The organism is Streptomyces sp. CB02366, from assembly GCF_001905905.1.
Classification (GTDB): Bacteria; Actinomycetota; Actinomycetes; order Streptomycetales; family Streptomycetaceae; genus Streptomyces.
Genome location: NZ_LIVT01000003.1, coordinates 1,177,362 through 1,195,217, shown reverse-complemented (window position 1 = coordinate 1,195,217; position 17,856 = coordinate 1,177,362). Strand labels below are relative to the sequence as shown.

Sequence of the window (17,856 nt, the reverse complement as noted above, 5' to 3'; positions counted from 1 at the left end):
GGGGGACCGTTGCCTTCGCCTCGCCTGTTGCAGGCATTCAGCAGACATGTGCAGGAACAGCCCGACAGCACCGCGCTCGTCGCCGCCGGCGCCCAGGTCACCTACGCGGACCTGGAGCGGCTGGTCCGCCGGGCCGCCGCGGACCTCGACGGCGTCGCCTTCACCTCCGTCCGCGCCCTGTGCGTACCGGCCCACAAGTCGCCGGAGACCATCGCGCTGCTGCTGGCGGCCTGGCGCCGCGGGATCAACACCCTGGTCCCGTCGCCCAGCCTCGGCGCCGCCGCCCTGGCCACCCTCACCGCCCAGGCGCACGGCCCGCTGAACGCCGTCGCGGCCCCCGGCGGCGGTGCGGTCCTGTCGCAGGAGGAGAGCGACCCCGCGCTCGCGGAGGGATTCAGCGTTCCGGACCCCGCGGAGTCCCTGCTGACCCTCACCACCTCCGGGTCCACCGGCGTCCCCAAGCTCGTGCCCATCCGCACCGAAGCCTTCGACCGCTTCGGCGACTGGGCCGCGGAGAAGTTCGGGATCGACGCCACGACGCGGGCGCTGAGCTTCTCGCCCCTCAACTTCGACCTGGCCCTCCTCGACGTCTGGACGGTCCTGGAGGCCGGCGGCACCGTGGTCCTGGCCGACGCCGGGGCCAGCGGGGACGCCGCCTACCTGCGGGCGCTGACTCGCGACAACGAGGTGACCCTGGTCCAGGGGGTGCCCCTGCTGCACCGGCTCCTGGCCGCGGACGACGCCCGCTACCCGGCGGTCCGTACGGTCGTGTTCACCGGGGAGTCCGTCTCCGAACAGGGGTTGCGGGACGCGTTCGCCGCCTGCCCGGCCGCCCGCTTCCACAACGTCTTCGGCTGCACGGAGACCAACGACAGCTTCATCGAGGACATCGACCCGGACGCCTTCGTGCACCCGCTGCCCATCGGCGCCCCGATCGGGGGCACCGAGGCGGTGCTGCTCATCGAGGGGCCCGAGGGGACCGAAGTCCTCCAGGGGCCCGGCACCGGCGAACTGCTGGTCCACACCCCCTTCCAGACCTGCGGCTACCTCGAACAGGCCCGTAACGCCCACGCGTTCATGCCCGACCCGCGCGGCGGCGGCGCCATGTTCTACCGCACCGGCGACCTCGTCCACCGCGACGCCGACGGACGCCACTTCCTCCAGGGCCGTACCGACTTCCAGGTCAAGGTGCGCGGCGTGCGCACCAACACCCTGGAGGTCGAGACCGTCCTCGGCGGCCACCCGGACGTCGTCGAGGCCTGCGTGGTCGCCCTGCCCTGCCCCGAGGCCGGCACCCGGCTGCACGCCGAAGTGGTGCGCCGGGACGGGGCCTCCCTCAGCTCGCTGGGTCTGCGGGCGTACGCGGCGAAGCACCTGCCGCGGCACGCCGTGCCCAGCTCGGTCGCGCTCGCCGGCACCCCGCTGCCGAAGACCCCGACCGGCAAGCCCGACCGCAACTCGATCAAGAAGACCCGACTGAACGGAGACCACTGATGAGCACCGCCGGCACCGACCCGATCCGCGACTACATCGTCCAGGACTTCCTCTCCGGCGAGGACGCCGAGGACCTGACCGACGACTTCGACCTCATCGAGAGCACCGTCGTGAACAGCCTCGGCCTGGTCCGCCTCATCTCCTGGATATCGGAGACGTACGGCATACCGGTGGACGACATCCCGCTGGAGCCGGCCGCCTACCGCACCCTCGCGGACATCCGCCGCTTCGTCGACGAGGCCGCCCCGGCCGCCGTCTGACCGGCCGCCCCGCACCCCCGCACTCCGCGTACCCGCCCCCCACACGCGGCGCACCTGCACCTGGACACGTCCGGAACACAACGATGACAGGAGTTCTCCCATGATCGTCCGTTCTCTCTCCGACGTCCCCGCGGTCGAGTGGGGCAGCGGCACCAGCCACCGCCTCCTCACCGAGAAGGACGGGATGGGCTTCACCGTCTGCGAGACGCTGGTCCGCCGGGGTACCTCCAGCGCGCTGCAGTACCTCGGCCACCTGGAGGCCTGCTACTGCATCGGCGGCTCCGGGGAGGTCGTCACCACCGACGGCGTCCGCCACAAGATCAAGACCGGGACCATCTACGCCCTGGACAAGAACGACGCCCACCACCTGCTCGCCTCCGACGACGAGGACCTCCTGCTCGTCTCGGTCTTCAGCCCGGCGCTGCGCGGCGACGAGAAGCACGCGCTCTCCGACGACGGCTTCTCCCGCTACTGATCCGCACCGCCGGGGGCGGGGCCGCGACGGCGCGGCCCCGCCCCCGGCTCCCCCAGCGCCCGCGACCGGTGAAAGGCAAGGCAGAGCACCCATGGCAGCAGAGAAGGACACGGACACCTACGGCCTCACCGCGCCGTACGCCGACGAGTTGAACGACGACGTCACCCGCTGGGACCGGGCCGGCGAGTTCCCGCACGAGAAGTGGAAACCGCTCCAGCGATCCGGCCTCTTCACCCTCCCCTTCGCCCCGGAGTACGGCGGCGCGGGCCGGACGCTCACCGAGACCATGGCCGCGCTGGAGGGGCTCGGCCACACCAGCCGGGACGCGGGGCTGAACTTCTCCGCCTCCACGCAGATCGTCAGCGTCGGCATCCCGCTCCAGGCGTTCGGCTCCGCGGACCTGCGCGAGCGCTACCTGCCGCAGGTCACCTCGGGCCAGGCCATCACCGCGCACGCCATCACCGAACCGGGCCACGGCTCGGACGTGATGAACATCCGCACCACGGCCGTCCGCGACGGCGACGACTACGTGCTCAACGGCGGCAAGATGTTCATCACCAACGCCCCGGTCGCCGACCTCTTCCTGCTCTACGTCCGCACCGGCAAACCGGGCGCGTTCGGCCTGAGCACCTTCCTCGCCGAGCGCTCCACCCCGGGCCTGGCGATCGGCGAACCGCTGGACACGATGGGGCTGCGCACCTCCCCGATCAGCGAGGTCACGCTCACGGACGTCCGGCTGCCCGTCGCCAACCGCCTCGGCAGCGAGGGCGCCGGCTTCCTGATCATGGACCACGTGATGAAGCGGGAGGTCCTCTTCTCCTTCGCCGTCAACCTCGGCGAGATGACCCACCGGCTGAAGCGGGTCGTCGAACACGCCACCACCCGGCAGCAGTTCGGCGCCTCCATCGGCAAGAACCAGGCGGTCGCGCACAAGATCGCGGACATGCGGATCGCGGTCGAGACGGCCCGCAAATGGCTGTACGACACCGGCCGCAAGGTCGAACAGGGCAAGGACGCCTCGCTGGACGTGGCCGCCACCAAGATCGTGGTCAGCGAGGCCAACCAGCTCACCGCCCGGCACGCCATCCAGATCTTCGGGGCCCGCGGCTACCTGACCGAGACGGGCATCGAGCGCGAGCTGCGCAACGCCACCGCCGGCTCCATCTACTCCGGCACCAACGAGATCCAGCGCAACTGCATCGCCGCCCTGATGGGCCTGTGACGAGAGGCACGCCATGACCGAGACCCTGACCGAAGCCGCCCCCGCGTCCGAGCGCCCGCACGCGGACGACCTCGCCCGCCTCACCGCGGCCACCGACTTCCTCGACCACGAGCACCCGACCGTCCGGGCCTTCGTCGACAAGGCCCTCAAGGGGATCGACCGCGACGCCGCCGGTCCGGTCGACCTCGCCGTCGCCCTCTACTACGCGGTCCGCGACGGCATCCACTACGAGGTCTACGGCGCCGACCTGTCGCCGCAGGGCCTGCGGGCGTCCAGCATCATCACCGGCGGCAAGGGCTTCTGCCTGCACAAGTCCGTGCTGTACGCCGCCTGCTGCCGCGCGGTCGGCATCCCCGCCCGGCTGCACTACAGCGACGTCCGCAACCACCTCGCCTCCGAACGGCTGCGCTCCTACATCGGCGGCGACGTCTTCTTCCACGGCCTGGCCACCGTGTACCTGGAGGGCCGCTGGCTCCAGGTCACCCCGGTCTTCAACAAGCTCCTGTGCCGGCTCTACGGCATGACCCCGCTGGAGTTCGACGGCCGTAGCGACAGCCTCTACCACCCCTTCGACGCGCAGGGGCGGCAGAGCATGGAGTTCCTCACCGACCACGGCGACTTCGACGACGTCCCGTACGCGTTCGTGATGGAGAACATGCGCCGCAAGCACCCGAAGTTCCTCGACGAGGGCGGCACCGGGACGGTGAGCGGCGGCTCGCTCGCCGACGAGGCGACCGCCTGAGCGCGGGCCCGGGCCGTCGTCCGTAGGCGCGCCCGGGCCCGCACCCGCACACCGGCGGCCCCCGTACACCGGCACGTCGCAGCAGAAGAACGGCAAAAGAAGCAGAAGAACCGGAAAGAACTGGCAAGAACCGGCAAGAACCGGCAGAAGAGGAGAAGCACCCCATGACGCAGTTCCAGGCCCGTGAGGACGGGTGGGGCGCGGTCGCCCGCGTCGGCGTCGTCGTCCCGCACGCGGACGTCGGGCCCGAGTCCGAGCTCCAGGCGATGGCCCCGCGCGACGTCTTCATCCACGGCTCCCGCGTCCACTTCGGGGCGATGCGCCCCGGCGGGGAGATGGACCCCAAGATCCCGCACGACCCGGTGCGCGCCTTCATCGACCCGCCCTTCATCGACGACGCCGTCGAGCTGCTGGCCGCCTCCCCGCTGGACTCCATCGCCCTGGGGTTCACCAGCTCCTCCTACGTCCTGGGCGCCGACGGCGAGCAGAAGCTGTTCGAGCGGCTCGCGGAGCGGACCCGCGGCATCCCGCTGACCGGTACCGCCCACGCCGCCGCGGCGGGCTTCCGCGCGCTGGACGCCGAGCGGATCGCCCTGGTCAACCCGCCGTGGTTCGACGACGAGCTGTCCGCCCTGGGCGCCTCCTACTTCGGTGAGCGCGGCTTCGACGTCGTCCACCACGCCCCCTGCGGCCTGCCCAGCAACCAGAAGCTGATCACCCCGGAGGCGCTGGTGAAGTGGATCGAGTCCGACGTCGCCCCGCACCGGCCCGACGCGGTCCTGGTCGCCGGCAACGGCATCCGCGCCGTCGGCACCATCGCCGGCCTGGAGGAGACCGTCGGCTTCCCCGTCCTCACCGCGAACCAGGTGCTCTTCTGGCACGCGCTGCACGCCGCGGGCGGCAGCGGGGCCGCCGCGCGGATCACCGACTACGGCGCCCTCTTCGGCGTCCTCCCCGAGGCCGGGAGCGTGGCCCGATGAGCCTGCTGCCCGCCTACGGCTACCAGGCCGCCGTACAGGAGAGCTGCGACACACCGGAGTACCACATCCCGCTCGTCTGCTGGCGCGACGACGACACCGGGGTGCGCGGCATGGTGCTGTACCGCGGGGCGCTGCGCCCCGCGGAGCAGGTGCCGGGGTTCCGGCGCTACCTCGCCTCCGAGGACCTGGAGCAGTACGCCACGACCGGCCCGTGGCCGCTGCTCGCAGCAACCGTCTGATCCGACCCGTGGCGGGGGCCGGCCGGGTTCCCGCCGCGTCAGGAGCCGTATCGACATGACACACGACTTCACCTGGTCCGACGCGCCTCCGGGCGAGGTCCTCGATCCGGTGGGCATCTGGATCGTCCGGGCCCCGGCCGGGCAGCGCCTCCCGCCCGACGGAACCCCGCCCGACTGGCTGGACGAGAAGGAGCAAAGCCGCCTGGCGTCGATACCGCAGCACGCCGGACGGGAGTCCTACGCCTTCGCGCACTGGGCGCTGCGGAGCGTGCTCGGTTCGTCGCTCGGCTGCTCGCCCGGCAGCGTCGGCTTCCTGCGGCAGCCCTGCCCCGGCTGCGGCGGGGCGCACGGGCGGCCCGCCATCCGGGATCCGGCGCCGGTCGGCGAGCCCATGGAGTTCTCGATGTCGCACAGCGGGGACCACGTCGCCATCGCGGTCGCCGAGGCCACCATCGGCATCGACATCGAGTCCTGGCCGACCCCGGAGTCGGTCGCCGGCTACCTGCCGTTCCTCCACCCGAGGGAGCAGCAGTGGCTGGGGGGCCGCGCGGGCGACGAACTGGTCCGCGACTTCGCCCGGCTGTGGACCCGCAAGGAGGCCATGGCCAAGGCGACGGGGCAGGGCATGGCCGCCGTCATGAACCGGCTGGACCTCACCGGTCAGCCGCTCGGCTGGCGGGTGCGGCAGCTGCTCGCCCCTCCCGGGTACGAGGCCAGCTTCGCGGTCCCGGCCTCGGTGCACGTCGCGGTGACCGTGTACGAGGAACTGCCGGAGCCGATGCCGCGGTTGGTCCCGGCGTGACCGCGCGGCGGGCGGCCCGCACCCCTCCCCGGGGGTGCGGGCCGCCCGCCGTGCCGGGGACGGGACCGGATGGCCCGGGGCTCCCCCGGGGTCGGACCGTCCGGGGCTCCCCCGGCCCGGTCGGTCCGAGCCGCTCCGGTCCCCGCCCCGCCGCGCCGCGCGGGGGTCAGTGGACGGTGACCTCGGCGGTGAAGACCTGGACGCCGTGCTGTTCGATCCGGACGGGGATCCGGCGCCGGTCCGTACCGACGGAGACCGGTTCGCCGGCCACCACGACGGCGGGGGCGTCGAACTCGACGTACCGCACGAAGTCCGTCCGCATCCCGATGACGGCCGTGCCCGGGCCCCCGACGTCCTGCGCCGCCTGCCGCGCCGCCTCCAGCAGGAGCATCCCGGGCACGTGGTCCACCACGTGGTCGAAGAGCACCGGGTGGGCGGGGTCCACCCGGAGCAGCCACCGGCCGGGCCGTTCGCCGCCCAGCGCGGGCGACAGGACCACGTCGTCCGGGGAGGTGCGGCCCACCCGCCGCGGGTCCACCGGCGGCCCCACCGGGAGGCAGCCCTCCTGCGCCGCGTCGAGGTCCGCGTAACTCCCGCGCAGACGGCGGTAGACGGCGGCGGGCTGGTTGTTGAACCGGGTGTGGGCGATCCCCATCAGCCGCTTGCCCAGGTAGACGTCGACGTCCATCGTCATACCGGCGAACCTGCTGCCGCGCCGCACCACGTCCGAGCAGGACACCACCAGGCGCACCTCGTCCGCGGCGGCGACCCGCGAGGCCGCCGGCTCGACCGCGAAGCTGAACTCCTCCCACGCCTGCTTGTACTCCCGCGGCACGTCGTGCACCGCGTGGGAGAGCAGCGGAACGACCTGGCGCACGGTCTCCGCGAGGAGCAGCGGATCGTACGACCCCCCCGAGGGCCGGTAGAACTCGTGTCCCCGCGGCCAGCGCGCCGTGAGCACGCAGTGGCCCGGTCTCGTCTCTAACCAGGTCCTGAGCAGGACTTCCTCGCCCCGAAGCTTGTGCACCTGCCACTGGTGCACCTGCGACTGCTGGACCGGCTGCGCATCACGGCTCAGTACAGAAACAGACAACTTGGCCCCCCAAGGTCGACGGTTTGCGCGGGCGGCCACGGAAGGATCCGCGATCAGCACTCCCTGCCCCCGCTCCAAAAATAATGTTTCTTTTGTTTTCTCAAGTCAAGGGGGGCTCGTTCTTCGATCTTCCCCGGGGGCGATCCAAGATCGCGGCCAACTCAGCTGCTAGAGACCGGACTTGCCTAGACCACCGTCCACCCGGCTAACATAAGGAGCATTCTTTTTGGGAAGGTGAGAGTCATGGCACAACCGAAACAGGAGCGGGCGGAACAGACCCGTCGCGCCCTCCTGCACGCCGCCGCAGAGGTCTTCGACGAGTTCGGCTACGCGGGGGCCAGCATCACCCGCATCCTCAAACGGGCCGGTGTGACGGCGGGAGCGCTCTACTTCCACTTCGGCTCCAAGGAGGACCTGGCCAAGGCGGTGATGAACAGCCAGCCGGAGACCCTGGTGCCGCTGCTCGCCGCCGGCGGCCTCCAGCGCCTCATCGACCTCACCCTCGTCTGGTCGTGGCAGCTCCAGCGCGACCCGCTGCTGCGGGCCGGCGTACGGCTGACCAACGAGCAGGCGTCCATCAACGGCTCCCTCAACGCCGACCCGTACGAGAACTTCCGCGGGATCATGGTCGGCTGCCTGCACGAGGCGATGGAGTCCGGCGAGCTGCAACCGGGCGTGGACCCGTCCGTGGTCGCGGAGTTCGTGGTGGCCGCCTGTACCGGAATGCAGATGTACTCCAACGTCGTCAGCAGCCGCCGGGACCTTCCCGAACGCACCCAGCAGATGTGGAACCTGATCCTGCCGGGCATCGCGGTCCCGTCCGTGATCACCCGCGCCGAGACGTCCCCCGCCCGCGGCAGCGCGCTGATGTCCTGACCCGAACGCTCCGCCCCGCCACCCGACCGGTGCGTCCGACCGGCCGGTCACTCCAGCACGCCCAGCACGCCCCGGCTGTCCTGCCCCGCTCCGCCCGTTCCGACGAACCCTACGGAGAAGCATGCTCACCCTGCGCCTGGTCGCCCTGAACATCGACGGTGTCCTGCTCAACGACACCTTCAGCCCGGTGATCCACCACTTCGTCACCACCCGGGGCGGTACGTACTCCGCCGAGCTGGAGAGGTCCGTCTTCTCCCAGCCGCAGCACATCGCCGGGCGGTTGCTCGCCGCCGCCACCGGCGGCTCCATGAGCGGGGAGGAGGCGCTCGCCGCCTACTTCGAGGACCGTGCCGCCCACCTCGCCCGCCACCCGGTCACGGTCACGCCGGGCACGGGGGAACTGCTCCGCCGACTGCGCGGCGCGGGCCTGCGCACGGTCTGCTACGGCGGCCTGGGCAAGGACCACTTCGACCGCCATCTGGGGCGGTACGCCGAGCTGTTCGACGGCCCCGGCTACGTCTGCACCAACGACTTCCGACCCGGGCTGAGGGAGATCACGGGTGACGTGTTCGAACTCCGCCCCGAGCAGGCCCTGTTCGTCGACGACGTGGCCCGGGTCGCCGACGCGGCCCGGGAGCTGGGCGCCGGATTCGTCGGCCGCCCCTCCGCCTTCGTCCACAGCCACCAGCGCGCCCTGATGGCGGAGGCCGGGGTGCGCCATCTGATCGGCGGGCTCGACGAGCTCGACGACGGCCTGGTGCGGCGGATCGACCGGGATCTCGCCTCGGGCGCGTTCTGGCGGGCCGCGCCGGCCGCCGCCGGGGCTCCGGCGTGACGGCGGGCGGACCGCTGCTGCCCGGCAAGGTCGCGCTGATCACCGGCGCCTCCAGCGGCATCGGCGCCGCGGCGGCCGGGCACTTCGCCGCGGAGGGGGCGGCCGTCGTCCTCGTGGCCCGCAGGGCGCGCCTGGTCGAGGAGGCCGCCGAGCGGATCAGGAAGGACGGGGGGCGGGCCGTGGCCGTGCCGGGCGACGTCACCCGCCGGGCCGACATGGACCGGGCCGTCGCCACGGCGGTGGAACGGTTCGGCAGGCTCGACTGCGCGTTCAACAACGCCGGCCGCGCCGGCGCCGGAACCCTTCTGCACGAGCTGTCCGAGGACGAGTTCGACCGCACCCTCGACGTCAACCTGCGCGGGGTGTGGCACTGCCTGCGCGCCCAGCTCCCCGCCATGATGGCGGCCGGCGGCGGCGCGATCGTCAACACCTCCAGCGTCGCCGGGGTGCGCGCCACCTCCGCGTCCGCGCCCTACGTGGCCGCGAAGCACGCGGTCCTCGGCCTGACCCGCGCCGCCGCCGCCGAGTACGGCGAGCACGGCATCCGCGTCAACGCCCTCGTGGTGGGCGGCACCGACACGGAGATGATGGACCGCCTCCTCGCGGCCGGGCCCGCCGTCCGCGCCGGATTCGGCGGCAAGGCCGTCCAGCGGCGCCTCGCCGATCCGGTCGAGATCGCCCGCGCCGCCGCCTGGCTCTGCTCGGACGCCTCCTCGTTCACCACCGGGGCCGCCCTCGCGGTGGACGGCGGCCGCACGGCCGTGTGACGGACACGCCCCCGGCGTCCGCCCCCATTCCTGATGGGGGGCGGACGCCGGGGGCGTACCGTCGCGCGACGCGTCGGGGCGGGAGCGCGGGTCAGGCCTGGAGCGCGCCGGACCGGTCGGTGACCTGGCGCTCGGCCGCCGGGGCCGCGACCGCCTCGGGCTTCGTACGGTCGGCGAGCTTGAGCCAGATGACCCCGACGATGATGACGGCCAGCCAGAGGCCCTTGGCCAGGGTGAGGGTCTCGTCGAAGAAGAGCGGGCCGAAGACCGCGGCGCCGACCGCGCCGATGCCCGCCCAGACGGCGTAGCCGATGCTCACGTCGATCGTGCGGAGGGCGAGGCTGAGTGCGTAGAGCGTCAGCAGGAAGAAGACCACGGCGACCAGGGACCAGGTCAGCCGGGTGAAGCCTTCGCTGCCGCCGACGGCGAGTGCGTACCCGATCTCGAAGACTCCGGCGAGCAGGAGGGAGAGCCAGGCGTTGGTGGAGCTCTTGGCCGCGTTGGACATGGGAGGTGGGTCCTCTCTCAGAGGTGTCGTCAGGGGGTGTGCGGGGTGGGCCGCTTGCGGCGCCGGGGGAGGTGCGCGGGGCTCAGGCGGAGCCGCTGAGCTGCAGGCCGACGACACCGCCGATGACGAGGAGGATGCCGATCGCCTTGTTGACGTTCAGACGCTGGCCGAAGAACAGGGCGCCCAGGACGGTGATGCCGACGCCCGCGACGGACGTCCACAGGGCGTAGCCGACGCCGACGTCGAAGGTCAGCAGGGCCTTGCTGAGGAAGAAGGTGGCGGCGGCGCCGCTGGCCAGGGTGATCCCGGTCCACTTGCGGTTCGTGAAGCCCTCCGCCTTTCCGGCGGCGATGGCGACCGTGATCTCGAAGGCGACGGCGATGGCGAGGTAGAGCCAGTGCATGGGAGGTCCTTCCGTGCGGTGGTTGAGAGGGGCGAGGAGTGGAGCGGAGTGCGGGGGGGCGCGGAGCGCCGTTCGCCGGGCGGGGCGTCGGCCCGGCGGTGACGCGGCTGCGGCGCGTGCCGTGTCGCGTCGGGGGCGCGGTTCGCGGCGGGCGGGGGGCCCGGTCAGTACCGGGCCCGGTCCATGGTGAGGAAGTCCTGGAAGGGCTGCTCCGCCTCGGGGAGCTGGAGCGCGGTGACCTTGAGGGGCCAGCGCTCGGGGTCCTCGGCGAAGAGGGTGTACGTGCTGGTGTAGTCGAAGCCGTACCGGGCGGCGGTGCGGCGGTCCGCGGCGTGCACGATGTGGCCGATGCCGGCGAACCGCGCCGCCATGTAGCACAGGGCGCAGGGCTCGCCGGAGGCGATCAGGGTGCCCCCCGCCACGGCGCGGATGCCGTGGCGGGTGGTGGCCTCCCGGATGGCGACGACCTCGGCGTGCGCGGTCGGGTCGTTGTCCTCGCGGACCCGGTTGAAACCGGTCCCCAGGATGCGTCCGCCGCCCACGACCACTCCGGAGAACGGGATTCCGCCCTGTGCGACGTGCTCGCGGCTGAGCCGGATCGCCTCGTGGGCGTAGCCCATCAGTTCGCTGTCGTGTGTACCCATGAGCAGTTCGTCTCCCGAGTTGCCCTGTAGCGACCTTGCGTCTCATACATTTGCTTGCACAGGCAAGCGAATAGCTTCACAGATCTCCGCCGTCGGCGCGATCCGATGACACTAATCTTGCATGTGCATGTAACCAGAGTCAAGCGGGAGCGTGGGAACGCGCGTTGTCCAGGGTGGCCAGCGGCTCCAGCACCCCGGGATCGAACGGCGTCAAAGCGGCCCCCGCCGCCACCCTGAGCGGCAGGTCGGGGTCGGCCAGCGCACCCGTCCCGATCGCCAGGAGGTCGGCGTGGCCCTCCTCCAGGACCCGCCGCGCCACGGCCTCCCGGTGCAGCGCGCCGTTGGCGATGACGGGGAGCCCGGTCGCCGCCCGGGCGAGCGCGGGAAGCGTCCGCCCCTCGGGGAACCAGTCGCGCCCGCTACCGGCCAGGTGCAGGTAGTCGGCCCCGGCCCCGGCGGCCGTCGTGAAGACCTCCGCCGCCTCGCCCTCCCCGCCCGGCCAGCGCCAGGCGGGATCGTTGATCTTCCCCTGGGAGAACCGGACGCCGACCGCGAAGCCGGGCCCGGCCGCGGCTCTGACCGCGGCCGTCACCTCCCGGACGAGCCGCAGCCGCCCCGGGAGGCCGCCGCCGTACTCGTCGGTGCGCAGATTGGTGTACGGGGTCAGGAACTGGTCGAGCAGGTAGCCGTTGGCCGCGTGGATCTCCACCCCGTCGAAGCCGGCCTCCCGGGCGCGGACGGCGGAGGCGGCGAAGCCCGCGACCACCTCCGCGATCTGGCGGCGGGTCAGCTCCATCGGCACGGGCCAGGGCCCGTCGCCCCGGTACTTGGCCAGTTGCTCGCCCAGCGGCCGTACGGCGGAGGGGCCCGCGGCCCGGTCCCGGAACCGGTTGCCCTGCGAGACCGCCCCGGCGTGCATCAACTGCAGGACGACGCGCGCGCCCGCGGCGTGCGCCCGGTCGACGACGGGCCGCCAGGCGGCGGCCTGCGCCTCGTCCGTGATACCGGGCTGGTTCAGGTAGCCCTGGCCGAAGGCCCGGTCGGTGTAGGTCCCCTCGGTGATCAGGAGGCCGAAGCCGCCCTCGGCGAAGGCCGCGTAGTACGCGGCCATCTCCTCGGTGGCCCGGCCGTCCCCGGTCGCCGAGACACGGGTCATGGGGGCGAGGGCGTACCGGTTGCGCAGATCGAGCCCCGCGAACCGGCAGGCGGCGAGGGCGGGGTGGGCGCCGGGCACCTCAGCAGCTCCCGTCGATGCCGCAGGCCGCGCCGTAGACGTCGCCGTCCGCCTGCTGCGCCTGGGCGTCGAGGATCGCCTTGCGGAGCTGGGCGGGGCGCGGGACGCCCTCGATCCGGGTGTCGCCGACGAGGATGGTGGGCACGGCCTGCACCCGGTGGGCCGCCGCCTCCCGCAGCGCCTCCTGGTGCCGCTCGCGGTACCTGCCGTCCTCCAGCGCGGCCCGGAAGCCGGCCTCGTCGAGCCCGATCCCGCCGGCCAGGGCGGTGAGGACGTCGAGCTGCCCGAGGTCCTGGCTCTCCTGGAAGAAGGCGCGGAACATCCGCTGGTTGTAGGCGGTCCCCAGGCCGTGCTCGGCCGCGTACTGGTAGCCCTCGAAGGCGAGGGCGGTGTACGGCTGCGGGGAGACGTCGGGGAGCTTGATGTCGACGCCCAGGCGGCGGGCCATGGGGTAGACGGCCCGTTCCCAGATGCTCGGCAGGTACTCGTCCTCCGGCCGCAGGGTGGGCTGGGGATGCGGACGCAGCTCGAACGGCAGCCACTCGACCTCGACGTCGGCGCCCACGTCCTTGATCGCCTCCTCCAGCGGGCCCTCGGCCAGCATGCAGAAGGGGCAGACGTAGTCGGACCAGATCTTGATCTTCACGGGCTCGGCCATGCGCAGACCTCCAGGTCATTGATCGCGCAAGCAACAACATCCGCCGACAGTGCGGCAGGAGTTGACGGACGACCAAAAGGTTGCACGATCATGCACTTTTGTGTCAAGCCGCCCTCCCCGGAGGACCGGGTTCCGGTTGGTGCGCCGCGTCAGCCGGAGGAGGCCGCCCGGCCCCCGGCAGCGACCCGTCCTCACCCCGCGAGGTCCCGGGACCTCAACGCCAGCCACAGGTCGTACCGGGCGCTCGGGGGCCGGAGCAGCGACCGCTGGAGCATCGTTTCGAGCCGGCCGAGCCGTTTGCGGGCCCCGGGCACGGAGAGGCCCAGTTCGGCGGCGGTCGGTCCGAGGCGGCCCTCGCACCGCAGCCAGGTCCGCAGGGTCTCCTCGAAGCCGAGGGCAGGGGCCAGTTGGCGGTCGGCCCAGTCCCGTACGACGGGGCGGCGCAGGATGGCGTCGAGGTCCCGGGCCGCCTCCCCCGCGCCCGGTCCGGCGGTCGCGTACGGGGCGGGACCGGGGGTGCACGCCGGAGCGGGCGTGGCACGGACGCGCAGCGCCAGGTCGAGCGCGGCCTGGTCGGCCAGCCGGTGCAGATCGAGGCCGAGCAGTTCACCGATGAGTTTCAGCCGGGCGGCCAGGGTATTGCGGTGGATCTTGAGGTGGTCGGTGGCGTGGGACGAGAACGCCAGCCAGGAGGCGGCCGTGGCCATCAGCTCCTGGCTCCCGGGGTCCTGGGCGCGGCGGGGCGTATGGGTCAGGAGGGGGTTCAGCAGCTCGTTCGCCCACTGCCGGCCGTCCGGCCCGACGACGAGCGCGGGGTCCGGCGAGACGCCGAACCGGGCGTGCCGGGCGGGCAGTTCGCGGGCGACGGCCAGGGCGTGGAACGCCTGGCGGTAACCGGTGGCGGTATCGGCGAGCGGCACCGGCTCGCTGACGCCCACCACGCACCCTCCGACCCGGGCGGCGACCACCTCGTCGGTCGGGGCCGCCTCCCCGTCCTGTTCCGGCCGCCGCGCGGGCATCACGAGGATGAGGTGGCGGGCGTAGACGGGGCACCGGACGATCCAGGACCGGCCGCCGTCCGCGTCCCCGCAGATCCGGGCCACCCGGTCGCGGTCGTCGGCGGAGCACTCCACGACGCACACCCGTACCGGGTCGGGGAGCCGGGGGCGCAGCGCGCCGGCGACCTGCTGGGCGATGGTGAGCTGACCCGTCATCAGCAGGTGCAGCACCGCTTCGCGGCCCCGGAACTCCGCGAGGTCCACCCGGCGGCGCCGGCGCTCCAGGGTCTCGGCCTGTCGGCAGAGGGACAGCGGCATGACCACGTCGGCCAAGAGGGTGCCGAGCCCTGCGGCCACCGGCCGGGGCGTGACGACGACGAGCACCGGGGAGGCCGGATCGCCCACGCTCAGCGGGAACAGCAGAGCGGTGTGCGCGCCGGTGTCCAGCACATAGGTCTGGGCCCCGCGCTCGGTGAGGGCGTTGGCTCCCTCCGCCATCAGTCCCGCGATGTCGGGGACCACCGCCCGATCCGCCCGGGAGGCCGCCTGCAGCACCTTCCCGTCGGGCCCGGCCAGCCCCGCCCAGCCCTCGGCCCGCCCGGCGACCCAGCGCAGGATCTCGGCCGTCCCTCCGGTGCGGGCCAGCCGGTTCATCCGCAGCAGATCGTCCGCGCGCCCTTGTGTACGCACCCGTTCCCCCGTTCCCGCGCCGCACACGGCGGCAGCGCAAGGGGACCTCCTCGCCCGACTGTGCGAACCGATACCCTCGCGGCCGCCCCACTGGGCGCTTTGAATCTCCCGTCTCCTTACCCGGCGTTCTATGGTCCGAACCTGATCCGGCACGTCGGGGGACGACGGGGGAACGCCGGAATACGGGGGACGCGGGGAACGCGGCGGCAGCGGCTCACGGGGGTGGTCGCTGTCGCCGGTTCCTCCGCGGCGCCGACGGTGGTCCGCGCCCCCCGGCCTTCCGCTCCCAGCTCCCAGCTCCCAGCTCCCAGCTCCCAGCTGATTGTCAGTGGTGCCTTATAGCGTCGATCCCGTGAAGCCGGTTCCCGGCCGCACGACGCCGATGTGCGAGGAAAGGCCCCCATGGAGTTCCGCATCGACCGCAGCGCCCTGACCGACGCCGTGTCCTGGGCGGCCCGCGTCCTGCCCGTGCGCTCGCCCGTCCCCGTGCTGGGCGGACTGCTGCTGGACACGGAGCACGGGGGCGAACGCGGGGACGGCAGCGGTTCGTTGCGGATATCCGGTCTCGACTACGAGGCGTCCGCACGCGTCGACGTGGACGCCGACGTCGCGCGGTCCGGAAAGGCGCTCGTCATGGGACGGCGGCTGCTGGACATCTGCAAGGTGCTGCCCGAGGGCCCCGTGGAGTGCGCGGTGGAGGGCTCACGGCTCACGGTGTCGGGCGCCGGCGCCCGGTTCGGCCTCTCCGTGCTGCCCCTGGACGACTACCCGGCGCTGCCCCCGCTCCCGCGGGTCCGGGGAGAGGTGGACGGCGAGCTGTTCGCGGCGGCCGTGGCCGAGGTGGCGGTGGCCGCCGGGCGCGACGACACCCTGCCCGTCCTCACCGGCATCCGGCTGGGGTTCGACGGCGACACGATGACGCTCGCGGCGACCGACCGGTACCGCTTCGCCGTGCGGACCCTCCCCTGGAAGGCGGCCTCCCCCGGCGAGAGCGCCGACGCCATCGTCTCCGCCCGCCGCCTCGCCGAGATCTCCCGGTCGCTGGGCCGCTCCGGGCCGGTGAGCGTCGCGCTGGACACCGGCTCGGCCGGTTTCGAGCACGCCGGGACGCGCACCACCGTACGGCTGCTGGAGGGCCGGCTGCCGCGCCACGAGAAGTTGTTCGCGATGGAGGACCCGGCCGTCGCGGTGGTGGACCGGGCCCGGCTGACCGAGGCGGTCAAGCGGGTCTCCGTCGTCGCGGACGGGGACAGCCCGGTGCAGCTGGCCTTCTCCCGCGCCGACGCCTCCGTGCTGCTCCGGGCAGGGTACGAGGACGATGTGGCGTCCCAGCGGGTGCCGGCCGCCCTGGAGGGGGCCGAGGAGCTGACCGTGGCCTTCAACCCCGGTTATCTCGCGGACGCCCTGGCCACGTTCACCGACCCGTCCCTGCGGCTCCTGCTGCTGGGGCCCGGACAGCGCGCGATGATCACGGACGAGGCGGGCACGGGAGTCCACCGGCACCTGCTGATGTCGGTGAAGCCGCAGCTGACGTGAGCACGGCCGCACACCGGAGCCACCGGGCCCGCGGCCCCTGTCGGGCGACGCCCGCGGGCCCGGCACGGGCCTGGACAGCGGTGGACAGCGGGGGCTGTTCGGACGCCGCCGACGCGGCGCGGGTGCACGGCACACCGGAACGCCCGGCGCACCGAAGCGGGGGCGGGCCCGGCGGATGCCGGACCCGCCCCCGTGCGGGTGGGGTCTGAAGGACACGGCGGCCCTCCGGCCGCTCAACGGCCTTCGTGCGCCGGGCCCATGGCCATGACCTGCCGCGTCAGCAGCTCAGGTTCGGGCCGGTGGTCGTGCCGAGGATCTGGGTGAACTGCGTGAACTTGTTGATCCGGCTCTGGACCTGCGCCGGGTTGCCGCCGTTGCACTCCAGGGCGCCGTTGATGGAGCGGATCGTCTCGCCGAAGCCGGCGTTGTTGACGATGGCGTTGTGCGGCGTCATGGTGCCGGGGCCGTTCTGGGTGTTCCAGTACCAGAGGCCGGTCTTCCAGGCCACGGAGGCGTTCTGCTCCACCAGGTACGGGTTGGCCAGGAGGTTGATGCCGAGCGCGTCCCCGGCGGCCTTGTAGTTGAAGTTCCAGCTCAGCTGGATCGGGCCGCGGCCGTAGTAGGCGGCCTGGCCGGCCGGGCAGCCGTAGGACTGGGTGGCGTCGCAGTAGTGCGGGTAGTTCGCCTCGTTGACTTCCTTGATGTACACCAGCCCGCCGGTCTCGTGGCTGACGTTGGCGAGGAAGGCGGCGGCCTCGCGCTTCTTGACCTCGTCGCTGCCCGTGTTGGCGAAGGCCGGGTAGGCGCTCAGCGCGTCGGTCAGGCCCTTGTACGTGTAGAAGGCGTTCCGGTTCGGGAACATCTGGTTGAACTGGGCCTCGCTGACGACGAACCCGTCGTTCTGGCCCGGTCCGTCACCACCGCCGCCGCAGGCGCCCTTGTCGGCCCAGACGTCCGACGAGCCCGGACGCTCGTTCTGCGTCCACCACTTGGCGGTGTAGTTGCGGCCGTTGTACGAGACCGTGCCGCCGTTCGTGTAGACGGCGGAGGAACTCCAGGCCGTGGCGCAGGCGGCGGCCTGCGCGGTGGCGGCGGGAAGGACGACGAGCGCTGCGACGAGCGCGCCGAGCGCGACCAGCAGACTCATGACACGTCGGATCACGTGATCACACTCCTTGGACGCGGCGCGACGTCCGGCCGTGCGCCGCCGTGGGGGTGCCCGACACTCAAGCGACATGGTCTGGACCTGTCAAGGTCTAGACCAACACCGGTCCGTCTTCCGGCTCCACCGCCGCCGACGCCGGCCGTGCGGCGCGGTCGCACCGATCCGTCCCCTCAACAGCCCTTATTCCGGAGGGAGCCCATCCGCATCCCGGCCGGGACGGGGCGGGGAGCGAAGG

General features: G+C 72.8%; 20 protein-coding genes. 12 read left to right on the top strand and 8 right to left on the bottom strand.

What is annotated here, in order from left to right; all coding sequences use genetic code 11:
* Nucleotides 1-9 precede the first annotated feature (9 nt).
* From AMK24_RS14000 to AMK24_RS13965, 8 genes are all read left to right on the top strand, one after another.
* Nucleotides 10-1,494 carry an AMP-binding protein gene (locus tag AMK24_RS14000; protein ID WP_073768596.1) on the top strand — a complete coding sequence of 495 codons (1,485 nt, stop codon included), beginning with the start codon at nt 10-12 and terminating at the stop codon, nt 1,492-1,494.
* Complete coding sequence (locus tag AMK24_RS13995; RefSeq protein WP_073768594.1) at nt 1,494-1,754, top strand: acyl carrier protein; 261 nt, start codon at nt 1,494-1,496, stop codon at nt 1,752-1,754. The genes AMK24_RS14000 and AMK24_RS13995 overlap by 1 nt, the downstream gene beginning before the upstream one ends.
* Before the next feature lie 100 nt (nt 1,755-1,854).
* On the top strand, nt 1,855-2,229 hold the full coding sequence (locus tag AMK24_RS13990; protein WP_073768592.1) for an ectoine synthase: 375 nt from the start codon (nt 1,855-1,857) through the stop codon (nt 2,227-2,229).
* Between the two features lie 91 nt (nt 2,230-2,320).
* Nucleotides 2,321-3,451 carry an acyl-CoA dehydrogenase family protein gene (locus AMK24_RS13985; protein ID WP_073768590.1) on the top strand — a complete coding sequence of 377 codons (1,131 nt, stop codon included), beginning with the start codon at nt 2,321-2,323 and terminating at the stop codon, nt 3,449-3,451.
* Between the two features lie 13 nt (nt 3,452-3,464).
* Entirely contained in the window at nt 3,465-4,193 is a 729-nt protein-coding gene (locus AMK24_RS13980) for a transglutaminase-like domain-containing protein (protein WP_073768588.1), read from the top strand.
* Nucleotides 4,194-4,357: 164 nt separating this feature from the next.
* Nucleotides 4,358-5,173, top strand: a complete 816-nt coding sequence (locus AMK24_RS13975; protein WP_073768586.1) for a maleate cis-trans isomerase family protein — start codon at nt 4,358-4,360, stop codon at nt 5,171-5,173.
* The gene (locus AMK24_RS13970; protein WP_073768584.1) at nt 5,170-5,412 is read left to right on the top strand and encodes a DUF6253 family protein; all 243 of its coding nucleotides are present in this window, start codon (nt 5,170-5,172) and stop codon (nt 5,410-5,412) included. The genes AMK24_RS13975 and AMK24_RS13970 overlap by 4 nt, the downstream gene beginning before the upstream one ends.
* Before the next feature lie 55 nt (nt 5,413-5,467).
* Nucleotides 5,468-6,214 carry a 4'-phosphopantetheinyl transferase family protein gene (locus AMK24_RS13965; protein ID WP_073768582.1) on the top strand — a complete coding sequence of 249 codons (747 nt, stop codon included), beginning with the start codon at nt 5,468-5,470 and terminating at the stop codon, nt 6,212-6,214.
* Between the two features lie 166 nt (nt 6,215-6,380).
* Here AMK24_RS13965 and AMK24_RS13960 read toward each other — a convergent pair whose 3' ends face one another.
* Nucleotides 6,381-7,307, bottom strand: a complete 927-nt coding sequence (locus AMK24_RS13960) for a ScbA/BarX family gamma-butyrolactone biosynthesis protein (RefSeq protein WP_073768580.1) — start codon at nt 7,305-7,307, stop codon at nt 6,381-6,383.
* Between the two features lie 243 nt (nt 7,308-7,550).
* Here AMK24_RS13960 and AMK24_RS13955 point away from each other — a divergent pair, with 243 nt between their 5' ends.
* The 3 genes from AMK24_RS13955 to AMK24_RS13945 all read left to right on the top strand — a co-directional run bounded on the left by AMK24_RS13955 (nt 7,551) and on the right by AMK24_RS13945 (nt 9,785).
* Nucleotides 7,551-8,183 carry a ScbR family autoregulator-binding transcription factor gene (locus AMK24_RS13955; protein ID WP_073768578.1) on the top strand — a complete coding sequence of 211 codons (633 nt, stop codon included), beginning with the start codon at nt 7,551-7,553 and terminating at the stop codon, nt 8,181-8,183.
* 121 nt (nt 8,184-8,304) lie between these two features.
* Nucleotides 8,305-9,018 (top strand): haloacid dehalogenase-like hydrolase, encoded by a 714-nt coding sequence (locus AMK24_RS13950; protein ID WP_073768576.1) that lies wholly within the window; start codon nt 8,305-8,307, stop codon nt 9,016-9,018.
* Nucleotides 9,015-9,785: an SDR family NAD(P)-dependent oxidoreductase gene (locus AMK24_RS13945; protein ID WP_073768574.1), complete on the top strand. Its 771-nt coding sequence runs from the start codon at nt 9,015-9,017 to the stop codon at nt 9,783-9,785. Before AMK24_RS13950 ends, AMK24_RS13945 begins: the two co-directional genes overlap by 4 nt.
* A 91-nt stretch (nt 9,786-9,876) precedes the next feature.
* Here the strand turns inward: AMK24_RS13945 and AMK24_RS13940 are convergent, their stop codons facing one another.
* The 6 genes from AMK24_RS13940 to AMK24_RS13915 all read right to left on the bottom strand — a co-directional run bounded on the left by AMK24_RS13940 (nt 9,877) and on the right by AMK24_RS13915 (nt 14,884).
* On the bottom strand, nt 9,877-10,293 hold the full coding sequence (locus tag AMK24_RS13940; RefSeq protein WP_073768572.1) for a DMT family transporter: 417 nt from the start codon (nt 10,291-10,293) through the stop codon (nt 9,877-9,879).
* Between the two features lie 82 nt (nt 10,294-10,375).
* Nucleotides 10,376-10,696, bottom strand: a complete 321-nt coding sequence (locus AMK24_RS13935; RefSeq protein ID WP_073768570.1) for a DMT family transporter — start codon at nt 10,694-10,696, stop codon at nt 10,376-10,378.
* 164 nt (nt 10,697-10,860) lie between these two features.
* Nucleotides 10,861-11,340 carry a nucleoside deaminase gene (locus AMK24_RS13930; protein ID WP_073768568.1) on the bottom strand — a complete coding sequence of 160 codons (480 nt, stop codon included), beginning with the start codon at nt 11,338-11,340 and terminating at the stop codon, nt 10,861-10,863.
* Nucleotides 11,341-11,479: 139 nt separating this feature from the next.
* Nucleotides 11,480-12,574, bottom strand: a complete 1,095-nt coding sequence (locus AMK24_RS13925; protein WP_073768566.1) for an oxidoreductase — start codon at nt 12,572-12,574, stop codon at nt 11,480-11,482.
* A gap of 1 nt (nt 12,575) precedes the next feature.
* Complete coding sequence (locus AMK24_RS13920; protein WP_073768564.1) at nt 12,576-13,232, bottom strand: DsbA family oxidoreductase; 657 nt, start codon at nt 13,230-13,232, stop codon at nt 12,576-12,578.
* A gap of 191 nt (nt 13,233-13,423) precedes the next feature.
* Nucleotides 13,424-14,884, bottom strand: coding sequence for a helix-turn-helix domain-containing protein (locus tag AMK24_RS13915; RefSeq protein WP_079190505.1), 1,461 nt, complete (start codon nt 14,882-14,884; stop codon nt 13,424-13,426).
* Nucleotides 14,885-15,322: 438 nt separating this feature from the next.
* Between AMK24_RS13915 and dnaN the strand changes: the two genes are divergently transcribed.
* Complete coding sequence (dnaN, locus tag AMK24_RS13910; RefSeq protein WP_073768562.1) at nt 15,323-16,456, top strand: DNA polymerase III subunit beta; 1,134 nt, start codon at nt 15,323-15,325, stop codon at nt 16,454-16,456.
* A gap of 277 nt (nt 16,457-16,733) precedes the next feature.
* On the opposite strand, the gene AMK24_RS13905 is transcribed toward dnaN, so the two are convergent.
* Nucleotides 16,734-17,618, bottom strand: coding sequence for a glycoside hydrolase family 19 protein (locus tag AMK24_RS13905; protein ID WP_073768560.1), 885 nt, complete (start codon nt 17,616-17,618; stop codon nt 16,734-16,736).
* Between the last annotated feature and the right edge of the window lie 238 nt (nt 17,619-17,856).

Excerpts from the sequence above, each read along its gene's own strand:
- AMK24_RS13975 (WP_073768586.1), top strand. The coding sequence starts at position 4,358 with ATGACGCAGTTCCAGGCCCGTGAGGACGGGTGGGGCGCGGTCGCCCGC.
- AMK24_RS13915 (WP_079190505.1), bottom strand. The coding sequence starts at position 14,884 with ATGAACCGGCTGGCCCGCACCGGAGGGACGGCCGAGATCCTGCGCTGG.
- AMK24_RS13920 (WP_073768564.1), bottom strand. The coding sequence starts at position 13,232 with ATGGCCGAGCCCGTGAAGATCAAGATCTGGTCCGACTACGTCTGCCCC.
- AMK24_RS13935 (WP_073768570.1), bottom strand. The coding sequence starts at position 10,696 with ATGCACTGGCTCTACCTCGCCATCGCCGTCGCCTTCGAGATCACGGTC.
- AMK24_RS13930 (WP_073768568.1), bottom strand. The coding sequence starts at position 11,340 with ATGGGTACACACGACAGCGAACTGATGGGCTACGCCCACGAGGCGATC.
- AMK24_RS13950 (WP_073768576.1), top strand. The coding sequence starts at position 8,305 with ATGCTCACCCTGCGCCTGGTCGCCCTGAACATCGACGGTGTCCTGCTC.
- dnaN (WP_073768562.1), top strand. The coding sequence starts at position 15,323 with ATGGAGTTCCGCATCGACCGCAGCGCCCTGACCGACGCCGTGTCCTGG.
- AMK24_RS13940 (WP_073768572.1), bottom strand. The coding sequence starts at position 10,293 with ATGTCCAACGCGGCCAAGAGCTCCACCAACGCCTGGCTCTCCCTCCTG.
- AMK24_RS13985 (WP_073768590.1), top strand. The coding sequence starts at position 2,321 with ATGGCAGCAGAGAAGGACACGGACACCTACGGCCTCACCGCGCCGTAC.
- AMK24_RS13965 (WP_073768582.1), top strand. The coding sequence starts at position 5,468 with ATGACACACGACTTCACCTGGTCCGACGCGCCTCCGGGCGAGGTCCTC.
- AMK24_RS13990 (WP_073768592.1), top strand. The coding sequence starts at position 1,855 with ATGATCGTCCGTTCTCTCTCCGACGTCCCCGCGGTCGAGTGGGGCAGC.
- AMK24_RS13970 (WP_073768584.1), top strand. The coding sequence starts at position 5,170 with ATGAGCCTGCTGCCCGCCTACGGCTACCAGGCCGCCGTACAGGAGAGC.
- AMK24_RS13980 (WP_073768588.1), top strand. The coding sequence starts at position 3,465 with ATGACCGAGACCCTGACCGAAGCCGCCCCCGCGTCCGAGCGCCCGCAC.
- AMK24_RS13955 (WP_073768578.1), top strand. The coding sequence starts at position 7,551 with ATGGCACAACCGAAACAGGAGCGGGCGGAACAGACCCGTCGCGCCCTC.
- AMK24_RS13995 (WP_073768594.1), top strand. The coding sequence starts at position 1,494 with ATGAGCACCGCCGGCACCGACCCGATCCGCGACTACATCGTCCAGGAC.